This window comes from Leisingera sp. (assembly GCF_034669605.1).
Lineage (GTDB): Bacteria > Pseudomonadota > Alphaproteobacteria > Rhodobacterales > Rhodobacteraceae > Leisingera.
Genome location: NZ_JAXMOX010000002.1, coordinates 15479 through 35535, shown reverse-complemented (window position 1 = coordinate 35535; position 20057 = coordinate 15479). Strand labels below are relative to the sequence as shown.

The window sequence follows — 20057 nt, the reverse complement described above, 5'->3', positions numbered from 1 at the left end:
GGACAAAGGAAACGGAACTGAGGTAGGCATGGCATTTCAAACACGCAGCCGCGATCCGCTGCTCGACAGCAATATGCAGGCAGCCATTGAAAAGCGCGGCAAGGAACTGATCGGGATTGCATTGATCCTCGTGGGGCTGGTGGTTGCCGCCATGCTGGGTTCGTATACGCCGGACGATCCGAACTGGACCGTATCCACGGATGCGCCGGTGCAGAATTGGCTGGGCCGTCCCGGCGCCTCTGTCTCTTTCATCCTGATAACCCTGTTCGGCAAGGCCAGCTGGGCCATGCCTCTGTTCCTGTCCGCCTGGGGGCTGCGGTTCGTGCTGCACCGGGGCGAGGACCGGGTGGTCTGGCCGCTGCTTTTGTCGGTGCCATGGCTGTTGGTGGTGGCGCTGCACATGGAAACCCTGAACGCCGGCAGCACCTGGCAGCAGAACTATGACTTTGGCCTTGGCGGTATGGTCGGCTACACCTTCCTGGGCGCCTTGCTGGCGCTTCTGCCCGTGGGCCTGCATTTCATGGTCAAAATCATGTCGCTGTTAAGTGCTGCGGGAATGCTGGCGCTTGGCTGCGCGGTGCTTGGGTTCACATGGCCCGAGGTCAAGAAGGGTCTGCACAAAGTGATGATCGGTCTGATCCTGGGCTATGGCGCTGTGGCCGCGTTGCTCGGCCGCGGGGCGTCCAGCGGGTTGCAGGCTGCGATGACCTATCGCAAAGGGCGGGCGGAGCAGGCGGACGGTTCTGCTTACGAGGCTGCAGATCCCGAGCCCGAGATGTTCGAGGACTATTCTGAAGCCAGTCACATCGCTTACGATTCTCAGGAAGAGCAGGAAGAACCTGCAAAAGGCGGCCTGCTGTCGCGTGTGCCCGGCCTGATCCGCCGGGTTGCGCCCGGACCGGCACCTGAAAGCTTTTATTCTGCTGAGACGCAGGATGAGGCTGAGTCCGAAGCCCTGGCAGATGGCGAGGCTGGCGAAGACCGGATCTCCCAGAAAATCGCCAACGCCGTGCGCATTCGCCGGGCAGCAGATGTGCCGCCGGAGCAGGATCCGGCCCTGCCGCTGACCAAAGGCCGCGGCCAGCGCCCTGCACCGCTGATCTACAACCCTGCCGCGGCCCACGACGGCCTGCCGCCAGAGCCGCCGCTGACCTCTGCGTTCGCACCGGTACCGCCGGTGCCGGAAGATCCTTCGTTGTCCTGGCCGGCTCCCACTGATGGCGCATATGGTCCGGATGCATCGGATCCCGGCCTTCCAGACGAAGTTGAGATTGCAGATTTCGCTCCGGATCACAGTATGATTGCCCCGGACCACGTGCCGGCCGAGGCTCTGCCGGATGCTGCGGAACCGCCTGCTCCGGTTCCCTCCGCGCCCGAGCCGCACCCGGCGCCGGGACCGCGCCTGACCGTGGACCTGCCGGTGGCAGAGCCGCGCAAAGCGGTGGTTGAAAAGCCGGCCCGTAAAACCGTGCAGCCCTCGGCGCGTGCCAAGGCCGAAGCTCAGCCCAACCTGGCATTCGATGACAGTGGCAGCGATTTTGAACTGCCGCCGCTGAGCCTGCTGACCAACCCGAACGGCGTCGAGCGTCACCACCTGAGTGACGAAGCGCTGGAAGAAAATGCGCGGATGCTGGAGGCCGTTCTGGATGACTATGGCGTCAAGGGAGAGATCACCTCAGTTCGTCCCGGCCCTGTCGTCACAATGTATGAGCTGGAACCGGCTCCGGGCCTCAAGGCATCCCGGGTGATTGGGCTATCCGATGACATCGCCCGCTCGATGTCGGCGCTTTCGGCACGGGTATCAACCGTGCCGGGCCGGACGGTGATTGGCATCGAACTGCCGAATGAGAAACGCGAAAAGGTGGTCCTGCGCGAGATCCTGTCGTCCCGGGATTTCGGCGACGGCAACCACGCGCTGCCGCTGGCGCTGGGCAAGGATATCGGCGGCGATTCCATGGTCGCCAACCTCGCCAAGATGCCCCACCTGCTGATTGCAGGCACCACCGGCTCCGGTAAATCGGTGGCCATTAACACCATGATCCTGTCGCTGCTGTATAAGCTGACGCCGGATGAATGCCGCCTGATCATGATCGACCCCAAGATGCTGGAACTTTCCGTCTATGACGGCATCCCGCATCTGCTCTCACCTGTTGTGACCGACCCGAAGAAGGCCGTGGTGGCCCTGAAATGGGTGGTGGGCGAGATGGAAGACCGCTACCGCAAAATGTCCAAGATGGGTGTGCGCAACATCGCAGGCTACAATGGCCGCGTGAAGGAAGCGCTGGCCAAGGGCGAGATGTTCTCGCGTACCGTTCAGACCGGCTTTGATGATGACACTGGTGAGCCGGTGTTCGAGACTGAAGAGTTCCAACCCGTTGTGCTGCCCTATATCGTTGTGATTGTTGACGAGATGGCAGACCTGATGATGGTTGCGGGCAAAGAGATCGAAGCCTGTATCCAGCGACTGGCGCAGATGGCGCGGGCTTCGGGCATCCATCTTATCATGGCGACCCAGCGCCCCTCGGTTGACGTGATCACCGGCACCATCAAGGCCAACTTCCCGACCCGGATTTCCTTCCAGGTCACCTCCAAGATCGACAGTCGCACCATTCTGGGCGAAATGGGGGCCGAACAGCTCTTGGGCATGGGCGACATGCTGTACATGGCCGGCGGCGCCAAGATCACCCGCTGCCACGGCCCGTTCTGTTCGGACGAAGAGGTCGAGGAAGTGGTCAACCACCTCAAGCAGTTCGGCCCGCCGGACTATGTCGGCAGCGTTCTGGATGGTCCGGCTGACGACAAGGCTGATAACATCGATGCGGTTCTGGGGCTGAACACCGGCGGCAACACAGATACCGAGGATGCTTTGTATGACACCGCGGTTGCGATCGTGATCAAGGACCGCAAATGCTCCACCTCCTACATCCAGCGCAAGCTGGCGATCGGTTACAACAAGGCCGCACGGCTGGTTGAACAGATGGAGGACGAGGGCGTCGTTTCGGCTGCCAACCACGTGGGCAAGCGGGAAATTCTGGTGCCAGAGCAATAGCCTGACAAAAATCTGCCGATGCCGGGCCCGTAGGGGCCCGGCATCTTCACTTCTGCCGCAGCGTGCCTATGTTGAGGCCATGAAACGGATTGTACTTGCCCTTGCGCTGACCTTTGCAGCCCCGGCCGCCTGGGCGGCTGAACAGCTGAGCCTCAATGAGATCTCCAGCTACCTGAACGGGATTTCCACCGCGGCTTCGCCCTTCACTCAGATCAATGACGACGGCAGCCTGTCGACCGGCAAGCTTTACATGCACCGCCCGGGCCGGATGCGATTTGAATATGACGGCAAGGGCGGCGGCACTGTGGTTGCCGGCGGCGGCGCGGTGGTGATCCACGATCCCAAATCAAACCAGCCACCCGAGACCTACCCGCTCAAACGGACGCCGCTGTCGATCATACTGGACCGCAACGTGAATTTGGGGCGGGCCAATATGGTGGTCGGCCATAGTTTTGATGGAACCTCCACCATCGTGCGGGCGCAAGACCCTGAACACCCGGACTATGGCAGTATCGAAATGATGTTCACCAGCGCTCCGGTAGAACTGCGCAAATGGGTCATTCACGACAGCGCGGGCGGCCAGACAACCGTGATCCTGGGCGCAATGGAAACCGGTCAAAAACTGTCCTCCAGCCTGTTCACCAACAGCGGCAGATCCCGCTAGGGCAGCGGCTCCCGCGCCTGCGGCGGCTCCGGCTTTGCCGGAACCGTCTGGCGGCCTTGGGCCCGGTGCCGGGCTGGCGCCCGGGGCGCATAGCCACCTCAATTTCAGCTGTCAGGAACGGGCGGGAGACCGCCCCTTTGGTATCTCAGCGGAACTTACGGCAGGTCGCGAGCTGGGCCTGATAGGTCTGGGCGCGGGATTCGACTTGTCCTGCAACACGCTGCAGCCACGGTTTGGACCGGTAGCTGCCGCGCGAATAGCCATAATGCCCTTCGTGGTAGGCGAGGTATTGATTGCGCGCGTCATAAAGCTGGATGCCGTTCTTTTCGCGGCTCTGGCGCATGTACCAGCCCATGAAATCAGCCGCATCGCTGATCCGGTCGCGCTTGGCCCGCCGCCGCCCGGTATCGCGCCGGTAATCGTCCCAGGTTCCGTCCAGCGCCTGGCTGTAGCCGTAAGCACTGGATTGCCGCCCGACCGGGATCACGCCCAGCAGATACTGATGCGGGGTGCGGGCATCGCCGCGGAACCGGCTTTCGTGATAGATCGTTGCCATCTGCACATGCACCGGCACACCCCAGCGGCGCTGGGTTGCGCGGAAGGCTTTCAGGTATTCGGGCCGCTGCTGAATGATGCTGCACGCATTATCCAGATTGCGCGGCGGCGCTTTGTGCCCGCCTCCGCAAGACGCAACCGCCATGAGGAGAACGAGGGCGCTGAAGAGTCTGCTCATTGCCTCTGCCCATATTTTTTTGGGTTATTCTGCAGCAAGTTTAGCGGATTGCGGCAGGCGAGGAAATCACATTTACAGAAGCCGCGACAGAAGCAGTGGCAGCAAGGCCGCTGACATCAGGGTTGAAACCACCACAAGCCCGGCCACAGCGCTGGAATCGGCTTCATATTTCTCTGCCAGCAGATAGGCGGTCACGGCAACAGGTGTCGCGAACTGCAGAATCAGCACCCCGGAGGCTGTCGGATCCAGCCCGAAAGCAAACGCCAGCGCCCAGCCTGCCGTGGCGCTGATCAGGAATTTCACCAGCGAAAATGCAACGGCGGTTCCGGTTTTGCCCGGGGTCAGCCGTGCGACCGCTGTGCCTAGGGTGATCAGCATCAGCGGCACCGCCATCTGCCCGGTCAACTCCAGCGCATTGGTCAGGAAACGCGGTGTTTCCCAACCCTGCCACAGGAACAGCCCTCCCAGCAGGGTTGCCCAGACCATCGGCTCGCGGATTACTTTGCTGCCGGCACTGCGGCCTGCGACCAGATAGATGCCGTAAGTGAAGGATAGGATGGCCGAAACGGCAAGCATGACAACGGCATAGCCAAGCCCGGCCTCGCCAAAGGCAAACATCGACAGCGGGATGCCCAGGTTGCCGGTGTTGCCAAAAATGAAGGGCGCCAGATAGGTCCGGCGGTCCAGATGCGCCATGCGGCAGGCAATTTCGCCTGCGCCGGCCAGCACCGCATGGCCGGCCAGCGCGGCCAGCATGAATGCGCTGAGCGCCCCCTTGTCCAGCTCCGATTTCATCAGTGCGGTGAAGATCAGGCAGGGTACGGCGAGCGTCATCGCCAGCCGGATTACAAACTGCGTCCGGTACTCAAACCCCAGTTTCACCCAGATGAACCCGGCCATGGCCAGCAGGAACACCGGGGCGGTTATTTCAAGCACTGTCAAAGCGAGGTTCACAGTCTGTTTCCCTGAAAATTTACGTCAAGAGTTGGACAATTGCTTGATGGGCGCGCTATTTACAATGTACGGGGGCGAATATGATCATGATGAGAACACGTGCAAAATACAACCTTGGCCAAGTCGTCCGCCACCGGAAGCATCCTTTCCGCGGGGTGGTCTTTGATGTTGATCCTGAGTTCTCCAATACCGATGAATGGTATGAGGCGATTCCGGAAGACAACCGCCCGGTAAAGGACCAGCCTTTCTACCACCTGCTGGCGGAAAACGACCAAAGCTATTACGTGGCGTACGTGTCGGAGCAGAACCTAGTTGCGGACTATTCCGGGGAACCTGTAGGGCACCCGGATGTCCCTGAAATGTTTGGCAATTTCGATGGCGGTGCCTATGCGTTGCACTATCAGCTGAACTGAACTCCGCTGTTTCAGGCGGGCAGGAATACCCGGATATCAATATCCCAGCGCGCAGCCGTCCTTGCGCGGATCACTGGCGCCTTCCAATACGCCTGAGGCGTGCATCCGTATTGCCTGCGCGCCGCCCAGCGGTGTGTCCGGCACCACCACACGGTGCCCCGCATCTGCAAGCTTCCGGTGAACCTCAGCAGCATAGCCGCGCTCCAGTTTCAGCACGCTGCCATCGGCAAAGCAGCGGGGCGCATCGACAGCGGATTGCAGGTCCATGCCAAAATCAGCGAGGTTTGAGACCAGCCGGGCGTGCCCGGTCGGCTGATAACCGCCGCCCATCACCCCAAAGGGCATGATCACCTCCCCGTCCTGCTGCAGCAGGGCGGGGATGATCGTATGCATCGGCTGTTTTCCGGGGCCGAATTCATTCGGGTGACCCGCCTTCAGGGTAAAGCCAGCGCCGCGGTTCTGCAGCAGGATGCCGAATTTTTCCGACGCAATGCCAGAGCCGAAGCCGTGGAAGATAGAATAAATCAGGGAGACCGCCATGCGGTCCTTGTCCACCACGGTTATATAGACCGTGTCCCTGTGCACCGCCTCCGTTAGCGGCTGCGCTGCCGGCAGGGCGTGCTTGCGGTCAATCAGCGTGGCAAGCCGGGCAGCCGTTTCAGGCGCCAGCATATGCGCCAGCCGGGTGGTGTGGCCGGGATCTGCGAGGAAACGGTTGCGCGCATCATAGGCAAGTTTGGCGGCCTCCACCTCGATATGCGCACGGTCTGCGCCAAAGGGATCCATCCCGGCGATGTCGAAATGCTTGAGGATGTTCAGCAGCAAAATGGCTGTTGCACCCTGGCCGTTGGGCGGATGCTCGGATAGACTCAGGCCTTTGTAGCAGCCGTCAACCGGCTGCGTTGCAAAGCTGCCAGCCGCGGCGAAATCCTCCAACGTGTGGACGCCTCCAAGCTCCGTCAGTGCGGCGGCCATATCTTCGGCCACTTCCCCGCAATAAAAGGCATCCCGCCCGTCCTTCGCGATGCGGCGCAGTACCTCGGCTTGTCCGGGCGCGCGGAACACATCGCCGGTTCTTAACGGCTGGCCGTCTTTTAAATAGTGGCGCCGGGCCGCGCCCTGCAAAGCCTTCGCATTGTTTTGCCAGTCAAAGGCGGTGCGCGGTGCCACGGGAACGCCCTCTTCGGCATAGTGGATTGCCGGTTGCAGCAGTGCATCCATCCCAAGCCGCCCTTCGCTTTCGGCCAGGCGGCAGAACGCGTCAATCGCGCAGGGGATCGTCACCGCATCGGGGCTGTCCAGCGGCACGGTTTCCAGCCCCTTTGCCCGGAGTGCTGCAGCGCTGGCCCCGGCAGGGGCGCGGCCCGATCCGTTCAGTGCCTCAATGCCCTGTCCCGGGCGGGAATAAAGAACAAAGCAATCCCCGCCGATTCCCGTCATTTGCGGTTCGCAGATCCCCAGCAAGACCGCCCCGGCCAAAGCGGCGTCCATTGCATTGCCGCCGCGTTTCAGGATGTCGATGGCGACACTGGCGGCCAGAGGATGCGAGGTTGCGCACAGGCCGTTTTGGGCCAAGACCGCTGATCGCCCCGGAAGATGGAAGTCGCGCATTTTCCTGCTCCTGCTGTCACTTGCCAAAGGCTAGGCGCAAGCGGCGGGAACGCAACCTAAATCCACCGCGGGTCCGAAGGAACGGAACGTTATCGTGAAGCAGGAAAGCTGGCCAGATGAATTATCCCCGGTGCCGCGCACTGGTGGGGGCTAGAACACGCGGCACCGGGGGAAGCTCATTTCAGCTACAGCTCAGACGTCGCATATCTATCTGGCCGAGGTGGGCCGGGTTTGCGGCGGGATTATGGCGCTGCGTTAAAATGCAGCAAACCGGCGGCCGTGTCCCCGGCGAACCGGAGCCCGGTTCAGACTTCGGCTGAAGGGCTGGTCACTTTGAATTCAAAGCAGAGCGACAGTTTGTTGCTTCCTTCCGAACGCTCATATTGGACTTGGCTTGCCAATTCGCGGATCAGAAACCAGCCGAACCCGCCTTCGGGCAGATTTTCGGCCGGAACGTTGATATCCGCGGGTTTGCCCTCCGGCAACTCACCTTTAGGATAGGGGGCGCCTGCGTCCTGAATGCTGATCCACAAGTGTTCAGGATAAACCTCGCCCCGAATCCGCACCTTCCCCGGCGACGCACTTTCATAGGCGTGTTCAACGATGTTGTTCACGGCCTCCGTCAGAGCAATTTGCACCTCATCCACACGGGCTCCCGGTACTCCCAGGGACCGAAGCCGGGCCACAATCGAGGAAATGCCGGAACGGGCATCCAAGTTCGTCGCCGTGAACGAGCAGGCAAAGGTTTTTACCATCGATTTCTCGCTTTACGCTGACAGCGCAGTTGTCGTCAGGAGCTTGCTTCTGCCGGAGCGATTGCGTCGCTAAGCGAACCATAAAGGTCAAAGATCGTATCCATGCGGGTCAGCCGGAACACTTTTTCGACCATCGGGGTCAGTCCGGCGAGGTCCAGTTTCCGGGTGCCGCCAAGCTGTTTCATCGCGGCGACGATCGCGCCAAGCCCGCTGGAGTCGATAAACTGCACTTCGGAGAGATCCAGGATGACACGATCGGCACCGGATTCTGTTTCCGCGCGCATGTCCTCCTTGAACTGGATGGCCATGGCGGCATCAATGCGATCGGCATTGACTTTGACGATTTGTGCATCGTCCGTCATGGTAGTGGTCAGGCTCATTTCAGTCCCCCGGGATGTAACGTCATTTGCCAGCACTCTAGACCGCAAAGATTACTATTCTGTAGGTATTATTTTGACGATTGGAGGAAAATTGCATGAAAGATGTTGTTATCGCCGGGGCGGCCCGGACCCCTATGGGCGGGTTCCAGGGAATGTACGACGGGGTGACGGCTTCGGAGCTGGGCGGCGCGGCCATCCGGGCGGCCCTTGAAGGCGCCGGTGCTGCCACTGTCGATGAGGTGCTGATGGGCTGCGTTCTGCCTGCCGGCCAGGGCCAGGCGCCGGCGCGTCAGGCGGGTTTCGCCGCGGGCCTGGGTGAGGAGGTTCCGGCCACGACCGTTAACAAAATGTGCGGCTCGGGCATGAAGGCGGCGATGATCGCCTTTGACCAGATCGCGCTGGGCCATGCCGGGACAATGGTGGCCGGCGGCATGGAAAGCATGACCAACGCGCCCTATATGCTGCCCAAGATGCGCGGCGGCGCCCGTCTCGGCCATGGCCAGGTGATCGACCACATGTTCCTCGACGGGCTGGAAGATGCCTACGACAAGGGCCGCCTGATGGGCACCTTTGCCGAGGATTGCGCTGAAAAATACCAGTTCACCCGCGAAGCTCAGGACGAATACGCGCTGAAATCGCTCGCCAACGCGCTGGAAGCCCAGGACAGCGGCGCATTTGACGGGGAAATTGCGGCCGTTACCGTAAAAACCCGCAAAGGGGAGGTGGTGACCGACGCGGATGAGCAGCCGAAATCGGCGCGCCCGGAAAAAATCCCGACCCTGAAACCGGCGTTCCGCAAGGACGGCACTGTAACGGCGGCGAATGCCTCCTCCATTTCCGACGGCGCGGCTGCACTGGTTCTCGCCTCAGCCGAGGCTGCCGCGGCACAGGGATTGCAGGTCCGCGCCCGTATCCTCGGCCATGCCAGCCATGCGCAGGCACCGGGCTTGTTCACCACCGCACCGGTCCCGGCGGCGCAAAAGCTGCTGAAAAACATTGGCTGGCAGGTTGAAGACGTCGACCTGTGGGAAGTGAACGAAGCTTTTGCTGTGGTGCCGATGGCCTTCATGCATGAGATGGGCATTTCCCGCGGCAAGGTGAATGTAAACGGCGGCGCCTGTGCGCTGGGCCACCCGATCGGGGCCTCCGGCGCGCGGATCATGGTGACCCTGCTGAACGCATTGGAAAAACGCGGTCTCAAGCGCGGCGTGGCCGCCATCTGCATCGGCGGCGGCGAGGGCACGGCGATTGCAATTGAGCGGGTCTGACCTTCACCTTTGTAAAATACTCAAGGGGTGAATTGACCGTTAGGTCAAGAGGGGGCATTGAGCCCCCTCAATGCGTTGAAGGAGAACAGGACATGCGGGCCGACTATGAAACCCTGGCCAAGACAATCGCGTCGCTGACCGAAGGCGAGACGGATGAGGTCGCTCTGATGGCCACTGTCACCTGCGAAGTGCATCATGCCGACGACCGGTTCGACTGGACCGGCTTCTACCGCGCTGTTGCTCCGGAGTTGCTGAAGATAGGCCCGTATCAGGGCGGCCACGGCTGCCTGCAGATCCCGTTTTCCCGTGGTGTCTGCGGTGCCGCGGCGCGCACCGGCGAGGTGCAGCTGGTGGCGGATGTGGAGGCGTTCCCCGGCCATATCGCCTGTGCCTCCTCAACCCGTTCGGAACTGGTGCTGCCGGTCTGGAACGGGCAGGGGGAGTTGATCGGGGTGTTCGACATCGACAGCGACCAGCCGGACGCTTTCACGGCGGAAGATGCGGATCACCTGGCCGCAATCCTGCAGCAGGTGTTCCGCCGCATCTGATTCGCGCATTCAGGGGCTTTGCCCCTCGGCCTGCGGCCTCACCCCAGAGTGTTTTTGACCAGAAAGAAGCAGCCCGGCGCCTGATGGCGCTGGGTTTTTCCTTGCCGGTTACAGGCGGCGTGAAAAAATGCTTGGAAATTTCACGATTCCGGGGCATCGTGAAAAACGAGAGGAAATTTTCACGGACGGGGAGAAGGCTGGTGAACGATCAGGCGCTGGCAGCGGCCACACTGGGGGCGGACATCAGGGCATTGCGCAAGGCGCGCGGGCTGACGCTGGCGGATCTCGCGGCGGTGCTGAACCGGTCTGTCGGCTGGCTGAGCCAGGTTGAGCGGGACAAGTCGGACCCCTCGATTTCCGATCTGCGCGAGCTGGCGCAGGCGCTGGGCGTGCCGATGTCGATGCTGTTCGCCCATTCCGAGGCGCCGGCCGAGGAGCATGGCTATGTGGTGCGGGCCGGCAGCCGCCGCCCGATGGGCTCGGGCGAGGAAGGGTTGATCGAAGAGCTGCTGTCGCCCGACCTGACCGACGATTTCGAGATGGTGCATTCCACCTTCCGCGCGCACTCAAAGATGCAGAAACCGGCGCACAGGCCGACGCAGGAGGTCGGCTACATGATATCGGGCAAGCTGGATCTGCTGATCGGCGGCCGCGCCTTTACCGTTGGTCCTGGCGACAGCTTCCGGATCAAGCATGAACCCTATCAGTGGTCGAACCCCTATGACGAGCCTGCCGTGGCGGTCTGGGTGATCGCGCCGCCGGTGTATTAGGAGAAGTTCAATGATCAAGGGATCCTGCCTCTGCGGCGACATCCGCTTTGAAACAGTGGCCCGGCCGCAAGGCGCCTCGATGTGCCATTGCAGCCAGTGCCGCAAGCAATCCGGCGGCATCTGGTCCTCGGCTTATGTCAAGGATGACGAATTGACTATCACCGGCCCTGTCAGCTGGTTTGCGTCCAGCCCGCTGGCCAAACGCGGCAGCTGCCCGCGCTGCGGCTCCTTCCTGTTCTGGAAGGCGCATGACGAGGACACCACCAGCTTTGCGCTTGGCGCAGTCGACGGCGCCACGGGGATGAAGATCGAAAAGCACATCTTCACCGCCAGTAAAGGCGATTTTTACGAGATTGCGGACGGCGTGCCGCAAAAGGACTGAGACTAGGGAGCGACAATGTCTGATTTTCCAACCAAGGCCCGCGTGGTCATCATCGGCGGCGGCGTCATCGGCGCCTCGTCGCTTTATCATCTGGCCAAGAAAGGCTGGACCGATTGCGTGCTCTTGGAAAAGAACGAGCTGACCGCCGGTTCGACCTGGCACGCGGCCGGCAATGTGCCGACCTTCTCGACCTCCTGGGCGATCATGAACATGCAGCGCTATTCGACCGAGCTGTATGCGCGACTTGGCGAAGAGGTCGACTATCCGATGAACTACCACCAGACCGGCTCGATCCGGCTGGCGCATACCAAGGAGCGGATCCAGGAGTTCGAGCGCGCCTGTTCAATGGGCCGCTACCAGGGCATCGGGATGGAGATGTGGACTCCGGAACAGGCCAAGGCGAACTACCCGTTCCTGGAAACCCACGACCTGGAAGGCGTTCTGTGGGACCCGTCGGACGGCGACATCGACCCGGCGCAGCTGACCCAGGCGCTGGCCAAGGGCGCGCGCGACATGGGGCAGAAGATCATTCGCTTTTGCCCGGCCACCGGTGTGACCCAAAAGGAAGACAAGACCTGGGTCGTGCACACCGAAAAGGGTGACATCGAGTGTGATTACGTGGTCAACGCGGCTGGGTATTATGCCCAGCGTGTCGGGGAATGGTTCAAACCCTTTGGCGGCCGCACCGTACCGATGATGGTGATGTCCCATCAGTATCTGCTGACCGAGCAGATCGATGAGGTGGAAGCCTGGAGCAAGGAACACGGCAAAAAACTGCCGCTGATCCGCGACGTGGACGTGTCCTATTATCTGCGTCAGGAAAAGAACGGCTACAATCTCGGCCCTTACGAGCCGAACTGCAAAGGCCACTGGATGACCGACGACGACCGGATGCCGGACGATTTCTCGTTCCAGCTGTGGTCGGACGATCTGGACCGGATCGAGGACATCGTGACCGATGCGATGGAGCGGGTGCCGCTGATGGCTGCCTCGGGCGTCTCCAGCGTGATCAACGGGCCGATCCCCTATGCCCCCGACGGTCTGCCGCTGATTGGCCCTATGCCGGGTGTCGACAATGCGTTCGAGGCCTGTGTATTCACCTTCGGCATCGCTCAGGGCGGCGGCGCGGGCAAGGTGCTGGCGGAATGGATCGTCGATGGACAGACCGAGTGGGACATGTGGGCAGTCGATCCGCGCCGCTACACCGACTACACCGACCAGGATTACTGCGACAAGAAAGGCATGGAGGTCTACGGCAACGAATACGCCATGCACTTCCCGCACCACGAATGGCCGGCCGCGCGCGGCAAGAAGGTCAGCCAGGTCCATGACAAGATCAAGGAACTGGGCGGCCAGATGGGGGCCTATAACGGCTGGGAACGCGCCAACTGGTTTGCCAAACCCGGTGACGACACCTCTGAAGAGGCTACCCATACCTGGGGCCGCTCCGGCCCGTGGCAGCAGCGGATCAAGGAAGAATGCGAGGCGGTCCGCGACAGCGTCGGCGTGCTGGATCTGCCGGGTTTCTCCCGCTTCAACCTGGAGGGTGAAGGCGCCGCGGAATTCCTGCGCGGCCTGGTCACCGGCGGCCTGCCGAAAGCGGGCCGGATGAACCTGGTCTACATTGCGGACGAGCGCGGCCGCATCCTGACCGAGATGTCCTGCATCCGCCATGGCGAAGACCACTTCACCATGATCACCGCAGGCTCGGCCCAGTGGCACGACTTCGAGATCCTGCGCAAGGCACTGCCCGCAGGCCTGACCCTGACTGATCGCACCACCGATTTTGCGACCATGATTGTCACCGGTCCGAAATCGCGTGAGCTGTTTGCGGGCCTCTCTGACGCCGACTTGTCCCTGGGCTGGCTGACCCACCAGGAAGCCACCGTCGCAGGCAAGCCCGCCTTCCTGGCGCGGGTTTCCTATGCCGGCGAACTGGGCTGGGAAGTCCACTGTGCCAACGAGCATCAGGCAGAGATCTATGCGGCCCTGATCGAAGGCGGCGCCAAACCGTTTGGCATGTATGCGCTGAACTCTCTGCGCATTGAAAAAGGCTACCGCAGCTGGAAGGGCGATCTGTCCACCGATTTCTCCCTGCTCGAAGGCGGGCTGGAGCGGTTTATCAAACTGGACAAGCCGCAGGGCTTCCCGGGCAAGGCCGCTATTCAAAGGGAAAAGCAGCAAGGTCCGAAAAAGACCTTTGTGACCCTGATCGTCGAGGCTGGCGATGCGGATGCACCCTATATGTCCTGCATCTGGAAAGATGGCGGGATCGTGGGCGAGACCACCTCGGGCGACTGGGGCTACCGGGTCAACGCCTCGATTGCGCTGGGCATGGTGCGCAGCGACCTTGCGGTGCCGGGCACCGAGCTGGAGGTCGAAATTTACGGCCAGAAATGCCGAGCGGTGGTCCAGAAAGACGAACCGCTGTGGGATCCGGTCAACGAGCGCCTGCGCGCCTGATAACGGCCATGAGTCCGGGCTGTAGCGGTCCGGGTTGACGCCGCAAAGAAAGACAGCCTGCGCCGCCGGATCGTTTCATGTATCCTGGCGGCGCAGGCGCTCCACGGAAAGGACAGTCCGGTATGGCTGAGATCACGCTTCTTGACGGCTCGATCGGGCAGGAGGTTGTCAAACGGTCCGGCGACCGGGCAACCCCCCTATGGTCCACCGCAGTGATGCTTGACAGGCCCGAAGTGGTCGGCGGCATCCATGCCGATTACTTCGCCGCAGGCGCCACGATTGCCACCACAAACACCTATGCGGTTCTGCGCGACCGGCTGCAGCGCGCCGGGCTGGAAGGCCGCTTCGAAGAACTACTGGAAACGGCAGCTGTTCAAGCGGCCGCCGCACGGAACACCCATGGCTCCGGCCGGGTCGCTGCAGCGCTTGGCCCGCTGATCGCCTCTTACCGCCCGGACATCTGTCCGCCGCAGGACGAAGCGAAACATATCTACGCCGAGCTGGTCTCGCTGCTGGAGCCTTCAGCCGACCTCTTCCTGATCGAGACGGTCTCCTCAATAGAGCATGCCAAAGGCGCGCTGATGGGCTGTTTGGGCACGGATAAGCCGGTCTGGCTGGCCGCCTCCGTCAAGGACGAGGATGGCACCCTGCTGCGTTCCGGAGAGCCGCTTTCATCGCTTGCCCAGATAATCGAGGAGTTCCAGCCCGATGCGGTTCTGCTCAACTGTTCCCGGCCCGAGGTCATCGGCGAAGGACTGAATATCGTGAGAGGATTCGGTAAGCCGTTTGGGGCCTTCGCAAACGGGTTCACCCGGATATCCGAGGGTTTCCTGCAGGACGCCGCCACCGTGGATGCGCTGGAGCAACGCCAGGATCTGGGGCCGGCGGCCTATGCGGATTTTGCGATGGCCTGGGTTGCCCAGGGCGCCGCAATCGTGGGCGGCTGCTGCGAAGTCGGCCCGCATCATATTTCCGAACTGGCCCGTCGGCTGCGCGCGGCCGGGCACCGGATCGTATGACATCGTCTGGCAGGGGGATCTGCATGGCTACTCCGGAAAAACTCAAACCCGCCGCCCCGGCCCCGGCCCGGGTCTGGAATATCGACATCATCGTCACCGAAGGATTTGTGCTGATCGAGATGTCGGCGCTTCTCGAAGTGCTGCGCATTGCCAACCGGGTGCTGGCACAGCCGCCGTTCAAGTGGACGGTGCGCTCGCTGCAGGGCGGCCGGGTCGGCTGTCGGGCAGGCCTCAGCCTGGATACCGAACCCTTTGCAGCAAAACCGGACGCGGATTTCGCCTTCTTCCTGGGTAACTCGGATCCGGATCATCCGGGCCTCAGCTTGGGGCGGGTGATCTCCAGCTACACCTGCCGCGGCATCAAGGTCTATCTGCTGGCCGAGGCCGCCGCCCGCTATATCCGCGACCAGGGCGGTACGGCCGGACGGCTGACCACCCATTGGGAAAACTCTGCCCTGCTGCGCGAGCGCATGGGGCTGAACGATTCCAGCCATGCGCTGGCCAGCGAGGACGGGCTGGTGGTGACCTGCGCTGGCATGGGCTCCACAATCGACATCGCACTGGCTCTGGTCGGGCGGCTCACCTCTGCCGCGGTGCAGATGACCGTGGGCAACATCATGCTGCACGAACAGGTGCGCGATTTCTCCTCACTGCAGCCCTTTGCCGGCGCCAAACCGACGATCACCGGCGACAGCGACCTGGACCATTGCATCCGCATCATGCAGGACAATATCGAGGAACCGGCGCCGATCAGCGAAATCGTGGATGAACTCGGCATCTCGACCCGCTCCCTTGAACGCAAGTTCAAGACCTTCCTGGGCACCACCCCCAACGGTTTCTACCGTGAAATGCGGCTCTCCAAAGCCAATAACCTGCTGCTCAACACCACGATGAGCGTCCGCGAAATCGGCCTCGCCTGCGGATTCCCGAACGGGTTCTCTTCCCTTTACAAAAGCTTTTTCGGCATCACGCCTTTCACCTTGCGCAAACGCCGCCGGCTGGGACAGGACGGTTCGGAGAATATCCTCCAGACCGGAGAATAGCCGGGGAAGCCTGGCGTTTTTGATACATTTTCCGCCGCCTGCTCATGGTAATCACATGCAAACACTGACTGTGGAGCGATGAGATGAGCGATCTTCCCAACAAGGCCCGCGTGGTCATTATCGGCGGCGGCGTGATCGGCTGCTCGGTGGCCTATCACCTGACCAAGCTCGGCTGGAAGGATGTTGTGCTGCTGGAGCGCAAGCAGCTGACCTCCGGCACCACCTGGCACGCCGCCGGCCTGATCGCCCAGCTGCGCGCCACTGCCAACATGACCAAGCTGGCAAAGTACAGCCAGGAGCTGTACGGCGCGCTGGAAGAGGAAACCGGCGTTGCCACCGGCTTCAAGCGCTGCGGCTCGATCACCGTTGCCCTGACCGAAGAACGCAAGGAAGAGATCTTTCGCCAGGCTGCCATGGCGCGGGCATTCGGCGTCGAGGTAGAGGAAATCTCGCCCGAGGAAGTCAAAGCCCGCTACGAACACCTGAATGTCGGCGACGTGACCGCTGGCGTGTGGTTGCCCAAGGACGGGCAGGGCGACCCGGCCAACATCGCCCTGGCCCTGGCCAAGGGCGCCCGCCAGCGCGGCGCGCTGGTCAAGGAACGCATCAAGGTCACCGGCATCTCCAAGGACGGCCGCCGCGTCACCGGGGTGGATTGGATCAGCGACGACGGCCAGTCCCAGGGCCATATCGAGGCCGACATGGTGGTGAACTGCGCCGGCATGTGGGGACAAGAGGTTGGCCGCATGGCAGGCGTCAACGTGCCGCTGCACGCCTGCGAGCATTTCTACATCGTGACCGAAGGCATCGCGGGCCTCACCCAGATGCCGGTGCTGCGAGTGCCGGACGAATGCGCCTACTACAAGGAAGACGCCGGAAAGATCCTGCTGGGCGCCTTTGAACCGAACGCCAAGCCCTGGGCGATGAACGGCATCCCCGACACATTCGAATTCGACCAGCTGCCCGAGGATTTCGACCACTTCGAGCCCATTCTCGAGGCCGCCTGCAACCGGATGCCGATGCTGGCCGAGGCCGGTATCCATACCTTCTTCAACGGGCCTGAATCCTTCACTCCCGACGACGCCTACCACCTGGGCCTGGCACCGGAGATGGACAACTTCTGGGTTGCTGCGGGCTTCAACTCGATCGGCATCCAGTCGGCCGGCGGCGCTGGCATGGCTCTGGCGCAGTGGATGGAAGACGGCCAGAAACCGTTTGATCTGGGCGATGTGGACATCTCCCGCATGCACCCGTTCCAAGGCAACAAACACTACCTGTTCGAACGTTCGAAAGAGACCCTGGGCCTCTTGTACGCCGACCATTTCCCCTACCGCCAAAAGGCCACCGCCCGCGGCGTGCGCCGCACTCCCTTCCATCACCATTTGCTGCAGCAGGGCGCGGTGATGGGTGAAATCGGCGGCTGGGAACGCGCCAACTGGTTTGCGGGCGAAGGCCAGGAACGCGAATACCAGTACAGCTGGAAGCGGCAGAACTGGTTCGAAAACTCGGCTGCCGAACACAAGGCGTTGCGTGAAAACGCCGGCATGTACGACATGTCTTCCTTCGGCAAGATCCGCGTCGAAGGCCCGGATGCCGAAGCCTTCCTGAACTACATCTGCGGCGCCAATGTCTCGGTGCCTGCGGGCAAGATCGTTTACACCCAGTTCCTCAACCCGCGCGGCGGCATCGAGGCTGACGTCACCGTCACCCGCCTGTCGGAGACCGTCTATCTGGTGGTCACCCCGGCAGTGACCCGTCTGGCCGACCAGACCTGGATGATGCGGCACAAGGGCGATTTCAACGTCGTGCTCACCGATGTGACGGCGGGCGAGGGCGTGCTGGCAGTAATGGGGCCGAACGCCCGAAAACTGCTGCAGAAAGTGTCGCCCAACGATTTCTCCAACGAGGTGAACCCTTTTGGCACCGCGCAGGAGATCGAGCTGGGCATGGGTCTCGCCCGTGTGCACCGGGTGACCTATGTCGGCGAACTCGGCTGGGAGATTTATATCCCGGCGGAAATGTCCGGCCATGCGTTCGAAACCCTGTGGGAAGCCGGCCAGGACATGGGGCTGAAACTCTGCGGCATGCACATGATGGACAGCTGCCGGATCGAAAAGGGCTTCCGCCACTTCGGCCATGACATCACCTGCGAGGACAATGTCATCGACGCAGGCCTCGGCTTTGCGGTTGCCACCGGCAAGGACGATTTCATCGGCAAGGCGGCGGTGCTGGCACGCAAGGAAACCGGTCCCAAGAACCGCATGGTTCAGTTCAAGCTGACTGACGCCGAGCCGCTGTTGTTCCACAACGAGCCGATCATCCGCGACGGCAAATATGTGGGCTACCTCAGCTCCGGAAACTACGGCCACACGCTGGGCGCTGCCATCGGCATGGGCTATGTGCCCTGCGAAGGCGAAAGCGCAGCAGATGTTCTGGGTTCATCTTACGAGATCGACGTCTGCGGTGTGAAGGTCAAAGCCGAAGCCTCCTTGAAGCCGATGTATGATCCGAAATCCGAGCGGGTGAAGGCCTAAGCACCTCTCCAGTGTTTTGCCCGCCCCGTATCACGCCCCGGCCGCAACGCCGGGGCGTTTTCCGGTACTGTCCCCGCGGGGATACGACCAGATTATCCAACCCTGTCCCCGCAGGGACAGCGACGGGTTCTGCGGCAACGTTTTCCACGGTTTGGCCCTAATGCCGCCTGCCGCCTCTTGACCCCGCCGGGAAACCCTTGGAGAAATCCATAAAAGCCTTGTGCGGCAGGGGTAAACCGGTAGGTTGCTTGTCCCGGCCACTGACACGGGCATGACGAAGAGGATTTGGGACATGAAGATCAGCATCGAACGCGGCACGCTTCTCAAGGCTGTGGCTCAGGCACAGTCTGTGGTTGAGCGCCGCAATACCATTCCAATCCTGGCGAATGTGCTGATCGAAGCCGAGAGCGACAGCGTCCAGTTCCGCGCAACCGACCTGGATATCGAAGTGGTCGACAAGGCGCCCGCCCAGGTGGAGCGCGCCGGTGCCACCACCGTGGCCGCCACCACCCTGCACGAGATTGTCCGCAAGCTGCCCGACGGTGCGCTTGTCACCTTGAGTGCGGACGCCGCAACCGGCCGTCTGACGGTGGAGGCGGGCCGGTCGAACTTCTCGCTGGCGACCCTGCCGCGGGAGGATTTCCCGGTGATGGCCTCGTCGGAATACCACTCGAACTTCGCCGCCAAGGCCGCGGTGCTGCGCCGTCTGTTCGACAAGTCGAAATTTGCGATCTCAACCGAGGAGACCCGGTACTATCTGAACGGTGTCTATTTGCATGTCTCCACCGCGACGGAAGGCGGCAAGGCGCTGCGGGCCGTGGCCACCGACGGTCACCGTCTGGCCCGGATTGACGCCGAACTGCCGCTGGGCGCCGAGGACATGCCGGGCGTGATCGTGCCGCGCAAGACCGTGGGCGAGCTGCGCAAGCTCCTGGACGACGATGACATGGACATCGCCGTGTCGGTTTCGGAAACCAAGGTGCGCTTTGCCACCCCGAACATCACCCTGACCTCCAAGGTGATCGACGGCACCTTCCCCGACTACACCCGGGTGATCCCGGCCGGTAACACCCGCCGTCTGGAAGTGGACGCCGCCGAGTTTGCCCAGGCGGTGGACCGGGTCGCAACTGTGTCCTCCGAACGCTCCCGCGCGGTGAAGCTGCAGCTGGAAGAAGACCGCCTGATCCTGTCGGTGAATGCGCCGGACAGCGGTGCCGCGGAAGAAGAGCTGGCAGTGGCCTATAACGACGAGCGGCTGGAAATCGGATTTAATGCCAAGTACTTGCTGGAGATCGCCAATCAGGTGGACCGGGAAAACGCCGTGTTCATGTTCAATTCCTCCGGCGACCCGACCCTGATGCGCGAAGGCAGCGACGAAAGCGCCGTTTACGTCGTGATGCCGATGCGGGTCTGACGCGGCTGACGGTGCTGACTGCCCTGCCGGGCGGCGGGACGCGAGTATTTTTGGAAA

At 62.0% G+C, this 20057-nt stretch carries 17 protein-coding genes; 12 read left to right on the top strand and 5 right to left on the bottom strand.

From position 1 onward, the window contains the following. The first annotated feature begins 28 nt into the window (after positions 1 to 28). Positions 29 to 3049 carry a DNA translocase FtsK gene (locus tag VOI29_RS00405; RefSeq protein ID WP_323775486.1) on the top strand — a complete coding sequence of 1007 codons (3021 nt, stop codon included), beginning with the start codon at positions 29 to 31 and terminating at the stop codon, positions 3047 to 3049. Positions 3050 to 3128: 79 nt separating this feature from the next. Continuing rightward, the gene (locus VOI29_RS00400) at positions 3129 to 3713 is read left to right on the top strand and encodes an outer membrane lipoprotein carrier protein LolA (protein WP_323775485.1); all 585 of its coding nucleotides are present in this window, start codon (positions 3129 to 3131) and stop codon (positions 3711 to 3713) included. A 145-nt stretch (positions 3714 to 3858) separates the two neighbouring features. Here VOI29_RS00400 and VOI29_RS00395 read toward each other — a convergent pair whose 3' ends face one another. Then, entirely contained in the window at positions 3859 to 4446 is a 588-nt protein-coding gene (locus VOI29_RS00395) for a lytic transglycosylase (protein ID WP_323775484.1), read from the bottom strand. Positions 4447 to 4518: 72 nt separating this feature from the next. After that, the gene (locus VOI29_RS00390; protein ID WP_323775483.1) at positions 4519 to 5400 is read right to left on the bottom strand and encodes an AEC family transporter; all 882 of its coding nucleotides are present in this window, start codon (positions 5398 to 5400) and stop codon (positions 4519 to 4521) included. Between the two features lie 86 nt (positions 5401 to 5486). Here VOI29_RS00390 and hspQ point away from each other — a divergent pair, with 86 nt between their 5' ends. Continuing rightward, on the top strand, positions 5487 to 5813 hold the full coding sequence (gene hspQ, locus VOI29_RS00385; protein WP_323775482.1) for a heat shock protein HspQ: 327 nt from the start codon (positions 5487 to 5489) through the stop codon (positions 5811 to 5813). 36 nt (positions 5814 to 5849) lie between these two features. Here hspQ and VOI29_RS00380 read toward each other — a convergent pair whose 3' ends face one another. From VOI29_RS00380 to VOI29_RS00370, 3 genes are all read right to left on the bottom strand, one after another. Further along, positions 5850 to 7424 carry a gamma-glutamyltransferase family protein gene (locus VOI29_RS00380; protein ID WP_323775481.1) on the bottom strand — a complete coding sequence of 525 codons (1575 nt, stop codon included), beginning with the start codon at positions 7422 to 7424 and terminating at the stop codon, positions 5850 to 5852. Between the two features lie 305 nt (positions 7425 to 7729). Then, the gene (locus VOI29_RS00375) at positions 7730 to 8179 is read right to left on the bottom strand and encodes an ATP-binding protein (protein WP_323775480.1); all 450 of its coding nucleotides are present in this window, start codon (positions 8177 to 8179) and stop codon (positions 7730 to 7732) included. Between the two features lie 35 nt (positions 8180 to 8214). Further along, on the bottom strand, positions 8215 to 8559 hold the full coding sequence (locus VOI29_RS00370) for an STAS domain-containing protein (protein ID WP_323775479.1): 345 nt from the start codon (positions 8557 to 8559) through the stop codon (positions 8215 to 8217). Between the two features lie 95 nt (positions 8560 to 8654). On the opposite strand from VOI29_RS00370, the gene VOI29_RS00365 reads away from it, so the two are divergent. From VOI29_RS00365 to dnaN, 9 genes are all read left to right on the top strand, one after another. Beyond that, on the top strand, positions 8655 to 9827 hold the full coding sequence (locus VOI29_RS00365) for an acetyl-CoA C-acyltransferase (protein ID WP_323775478.1): 1173 nt from the start codon (positions 8655 to 8657) through the stop codon (positions 9825 to 9827). 92 nt (positions 9828 to 9919) lie between these two features. Further along, positions 9920 to 10375, top strand: a complete 456-nt coding sequence (locus VOI29_RS00360; protein WP_323775477.1) for a GAF domain-containing protein — start codon at positions 9920 to 9922, stop codon at positions 10373 to 10375. A 200-nt stretch (positions 10376 to 10575) separates the two neighbouring features. Next, positions 10576 to 11145: an XRE family transcriptional regulator gene (locus VOI29_RS00355; protein ID WP_323775476.1), complete on the top strand. Its 570-nt coding sequence runs from the start codon at positions 10576 to 10578 to the stop codon at positions 11143 to 11145. A gap of 10 nt (positions 11146 to 11155) precedes the next feature. Continuing rightward, positions 11156 to 11527 carry a GFA family protein gene (locus VOI29_RS00350; protein ID WP_323775475.1) on the top strand — a complete coding sequence of 124 codons (372 nt, stop codon included), beginning with the start codon at positions 11156 to 11158 and terminating at the stop codon, positions 11525 to 11527. 15 nt (positions 11528 to 11542) lie between these two features. Next, a complete protein-coding gene (locus tag VOI29_RS00345; RefSeq protein WP_323775474.1) occupies positions 11543 to 13990 on the top strand; it encodes an FAD-dependent oxidoreductase in 2448 nt (815 codons plus the stop codon). 122 nt (positions 13991 to 14112) lie between these two features. Further along, positions 14113 to 15009 (top strand): homocysteine S-methyltransferase family protein, encoded by an 897-nt coding sequence (locus VOI29_RS00340; protein WP_323775473.1) that lies wholly within the window; start codon positions 14113 to 14115, stop codon positions 15007 to 15009. A 23-nt stretch (positions 15010 to 15032) separates the two neighbouring features. Next, on the top strand, positions 15033 to 16052 hold the full coding sequence (locus tag VOI29_RS00335) for a GlxA family transcriptional regulator (protein ID WP_323775472.1): 1020 nt from the start codon (positions 15033 to 15035) through the stop codon (positions 16050 to 16052). Between the two features lie 83 nt (positions 16053 to 16135). Beyond that, positions 16136 to 18586: an FAD-dependent oxidoreductase gene (locus VOI29_RS00330; protein ID WP_323775470.1), complete on the top strand. Its 2451-nt coding sequence runs from the start codon at positions 16136 to 16138 to the stop codon at positions 18584 to 18586. A gap of 292 nt (positions 18587 to 18878) precedes the next feature. Beyond that, positions 18879 to 20000, top strand: a complete 1122-nt coding sequence (gene dnaN / locus VOI29_RS00325; RefSeq protein ID WP_323775509.1) for a DNA polymerase III subunit beta — start codon at positions 18879 to 18881, stop codon at positions 19998 to 20000. The last annotated feature ends 57 nt before the right edge of the window (positions 20001 to 20057 follow it).

Bases quoted from the DNA above. Each gene is read 5' to 3' on its own strand.
- VOI29_RS00405 (WP_323775486.1), top strand. From the start codon at position 29: ATGGCATTTCAAACACGCAGCCGCGATCCGCTGCTCGACAGCAATATG.
- VOI29_RS00400 (WP_323775485.1), top strand. From the start codon at position 3,129: ATGAAACGGATTGTACTTGCCCTTGCGCTGACCTTTGCAGCCCCGGCC.
- VOI29_RS00395 (WP_323775484.1), bottom strand. From the start codon at position 4,446: ATGAGCAGACTCTTCAGCGCCCTCGTTCTCCTCATGGCGGTTGCGTCT.
- hspQ (WP_323775482.1), top strand. From the start codon at position 5,487: ATGATGAGAACACGTGCAAAATACAACCTTGGCCAAGTCGTCCGCCAC.
- VOI29_RS00380 (WP_323775481.1), bottom strand. From the start codon at position 7,424: ATGCGCGACTTCCATCTTCCGGGGCGATCAGCGGTCTTGGCCCAAAAC.
- VOI29_RS00375 (WP_323775480.1), bottom strand. From the start codon at position 8,179: ATGGTAAAAACCTTTGCCTGCTCGTTCACGGCGACGAACTTGGATGCC.
- VOI29_RS00370 (WP_323775479.1), bottom strand. From the start codon at position 8,559: ATGAGCCTGACCACTACCATGACGGACGATGCACAAATCGTCAAAGTC.
- VOI29_RS00365 (WP_323775478.1), top strand. From the start codon at position 8,655: ATGAAAGATGTTGTTATCGCCGGGGCGGCCCGGACCCCTATGGGCGGG.
- VOI29_RS00360 (WP_323775477.1), top strand. From the start codon at position 9,920: ATGCGGGCCGACTATGAAACCCTGGCCAAGACAATCGCGTCGCTGACC.
- VOI29_RS00350 (WP_323775475.1), top strand. From the start codon at position 11,156: ATGATCAAGGGATCCTGCCTCTGCGGCGACATCCGCTTTGAAACAGTG.
- VOI29_RS00345 (WP_323775474.1), top strand. From the start codon at position 11,543: ATGTCTGATTTTCCAACCAAGGCCCGCGTGGTCATCATCGGCGGCGGC.
- VOI29_RS00340 (WP_323775473.1), top strand. From the start codon at position 14,113: ATGGCTGAGATCACGCTTCTTGACGGCTCGATCGGGCAGGAGGTTGTC.
- VOI29_RS00335 (WP_323775472.1), top strand. From the start codon at position 15,033: ATGGCTACTCCGGAAAAACTCAAACCCGCCGCCCCGGCCCCGGCCCGG.
- VOI29_RS00330 (WP_323775470.1), top strand. From the start codon at position 16,136: ATGAGCGATCTTCCCAACAAGGCCCGCGTGGTCATTATCGGCGGCGGC.
- dnaN (WP_323775509.1), top strand. From the start codon at position 18,879: ATGAAGATCAGCATCGAACGCGGCACGCTTCTCAAGGCTGTGGCTCAG.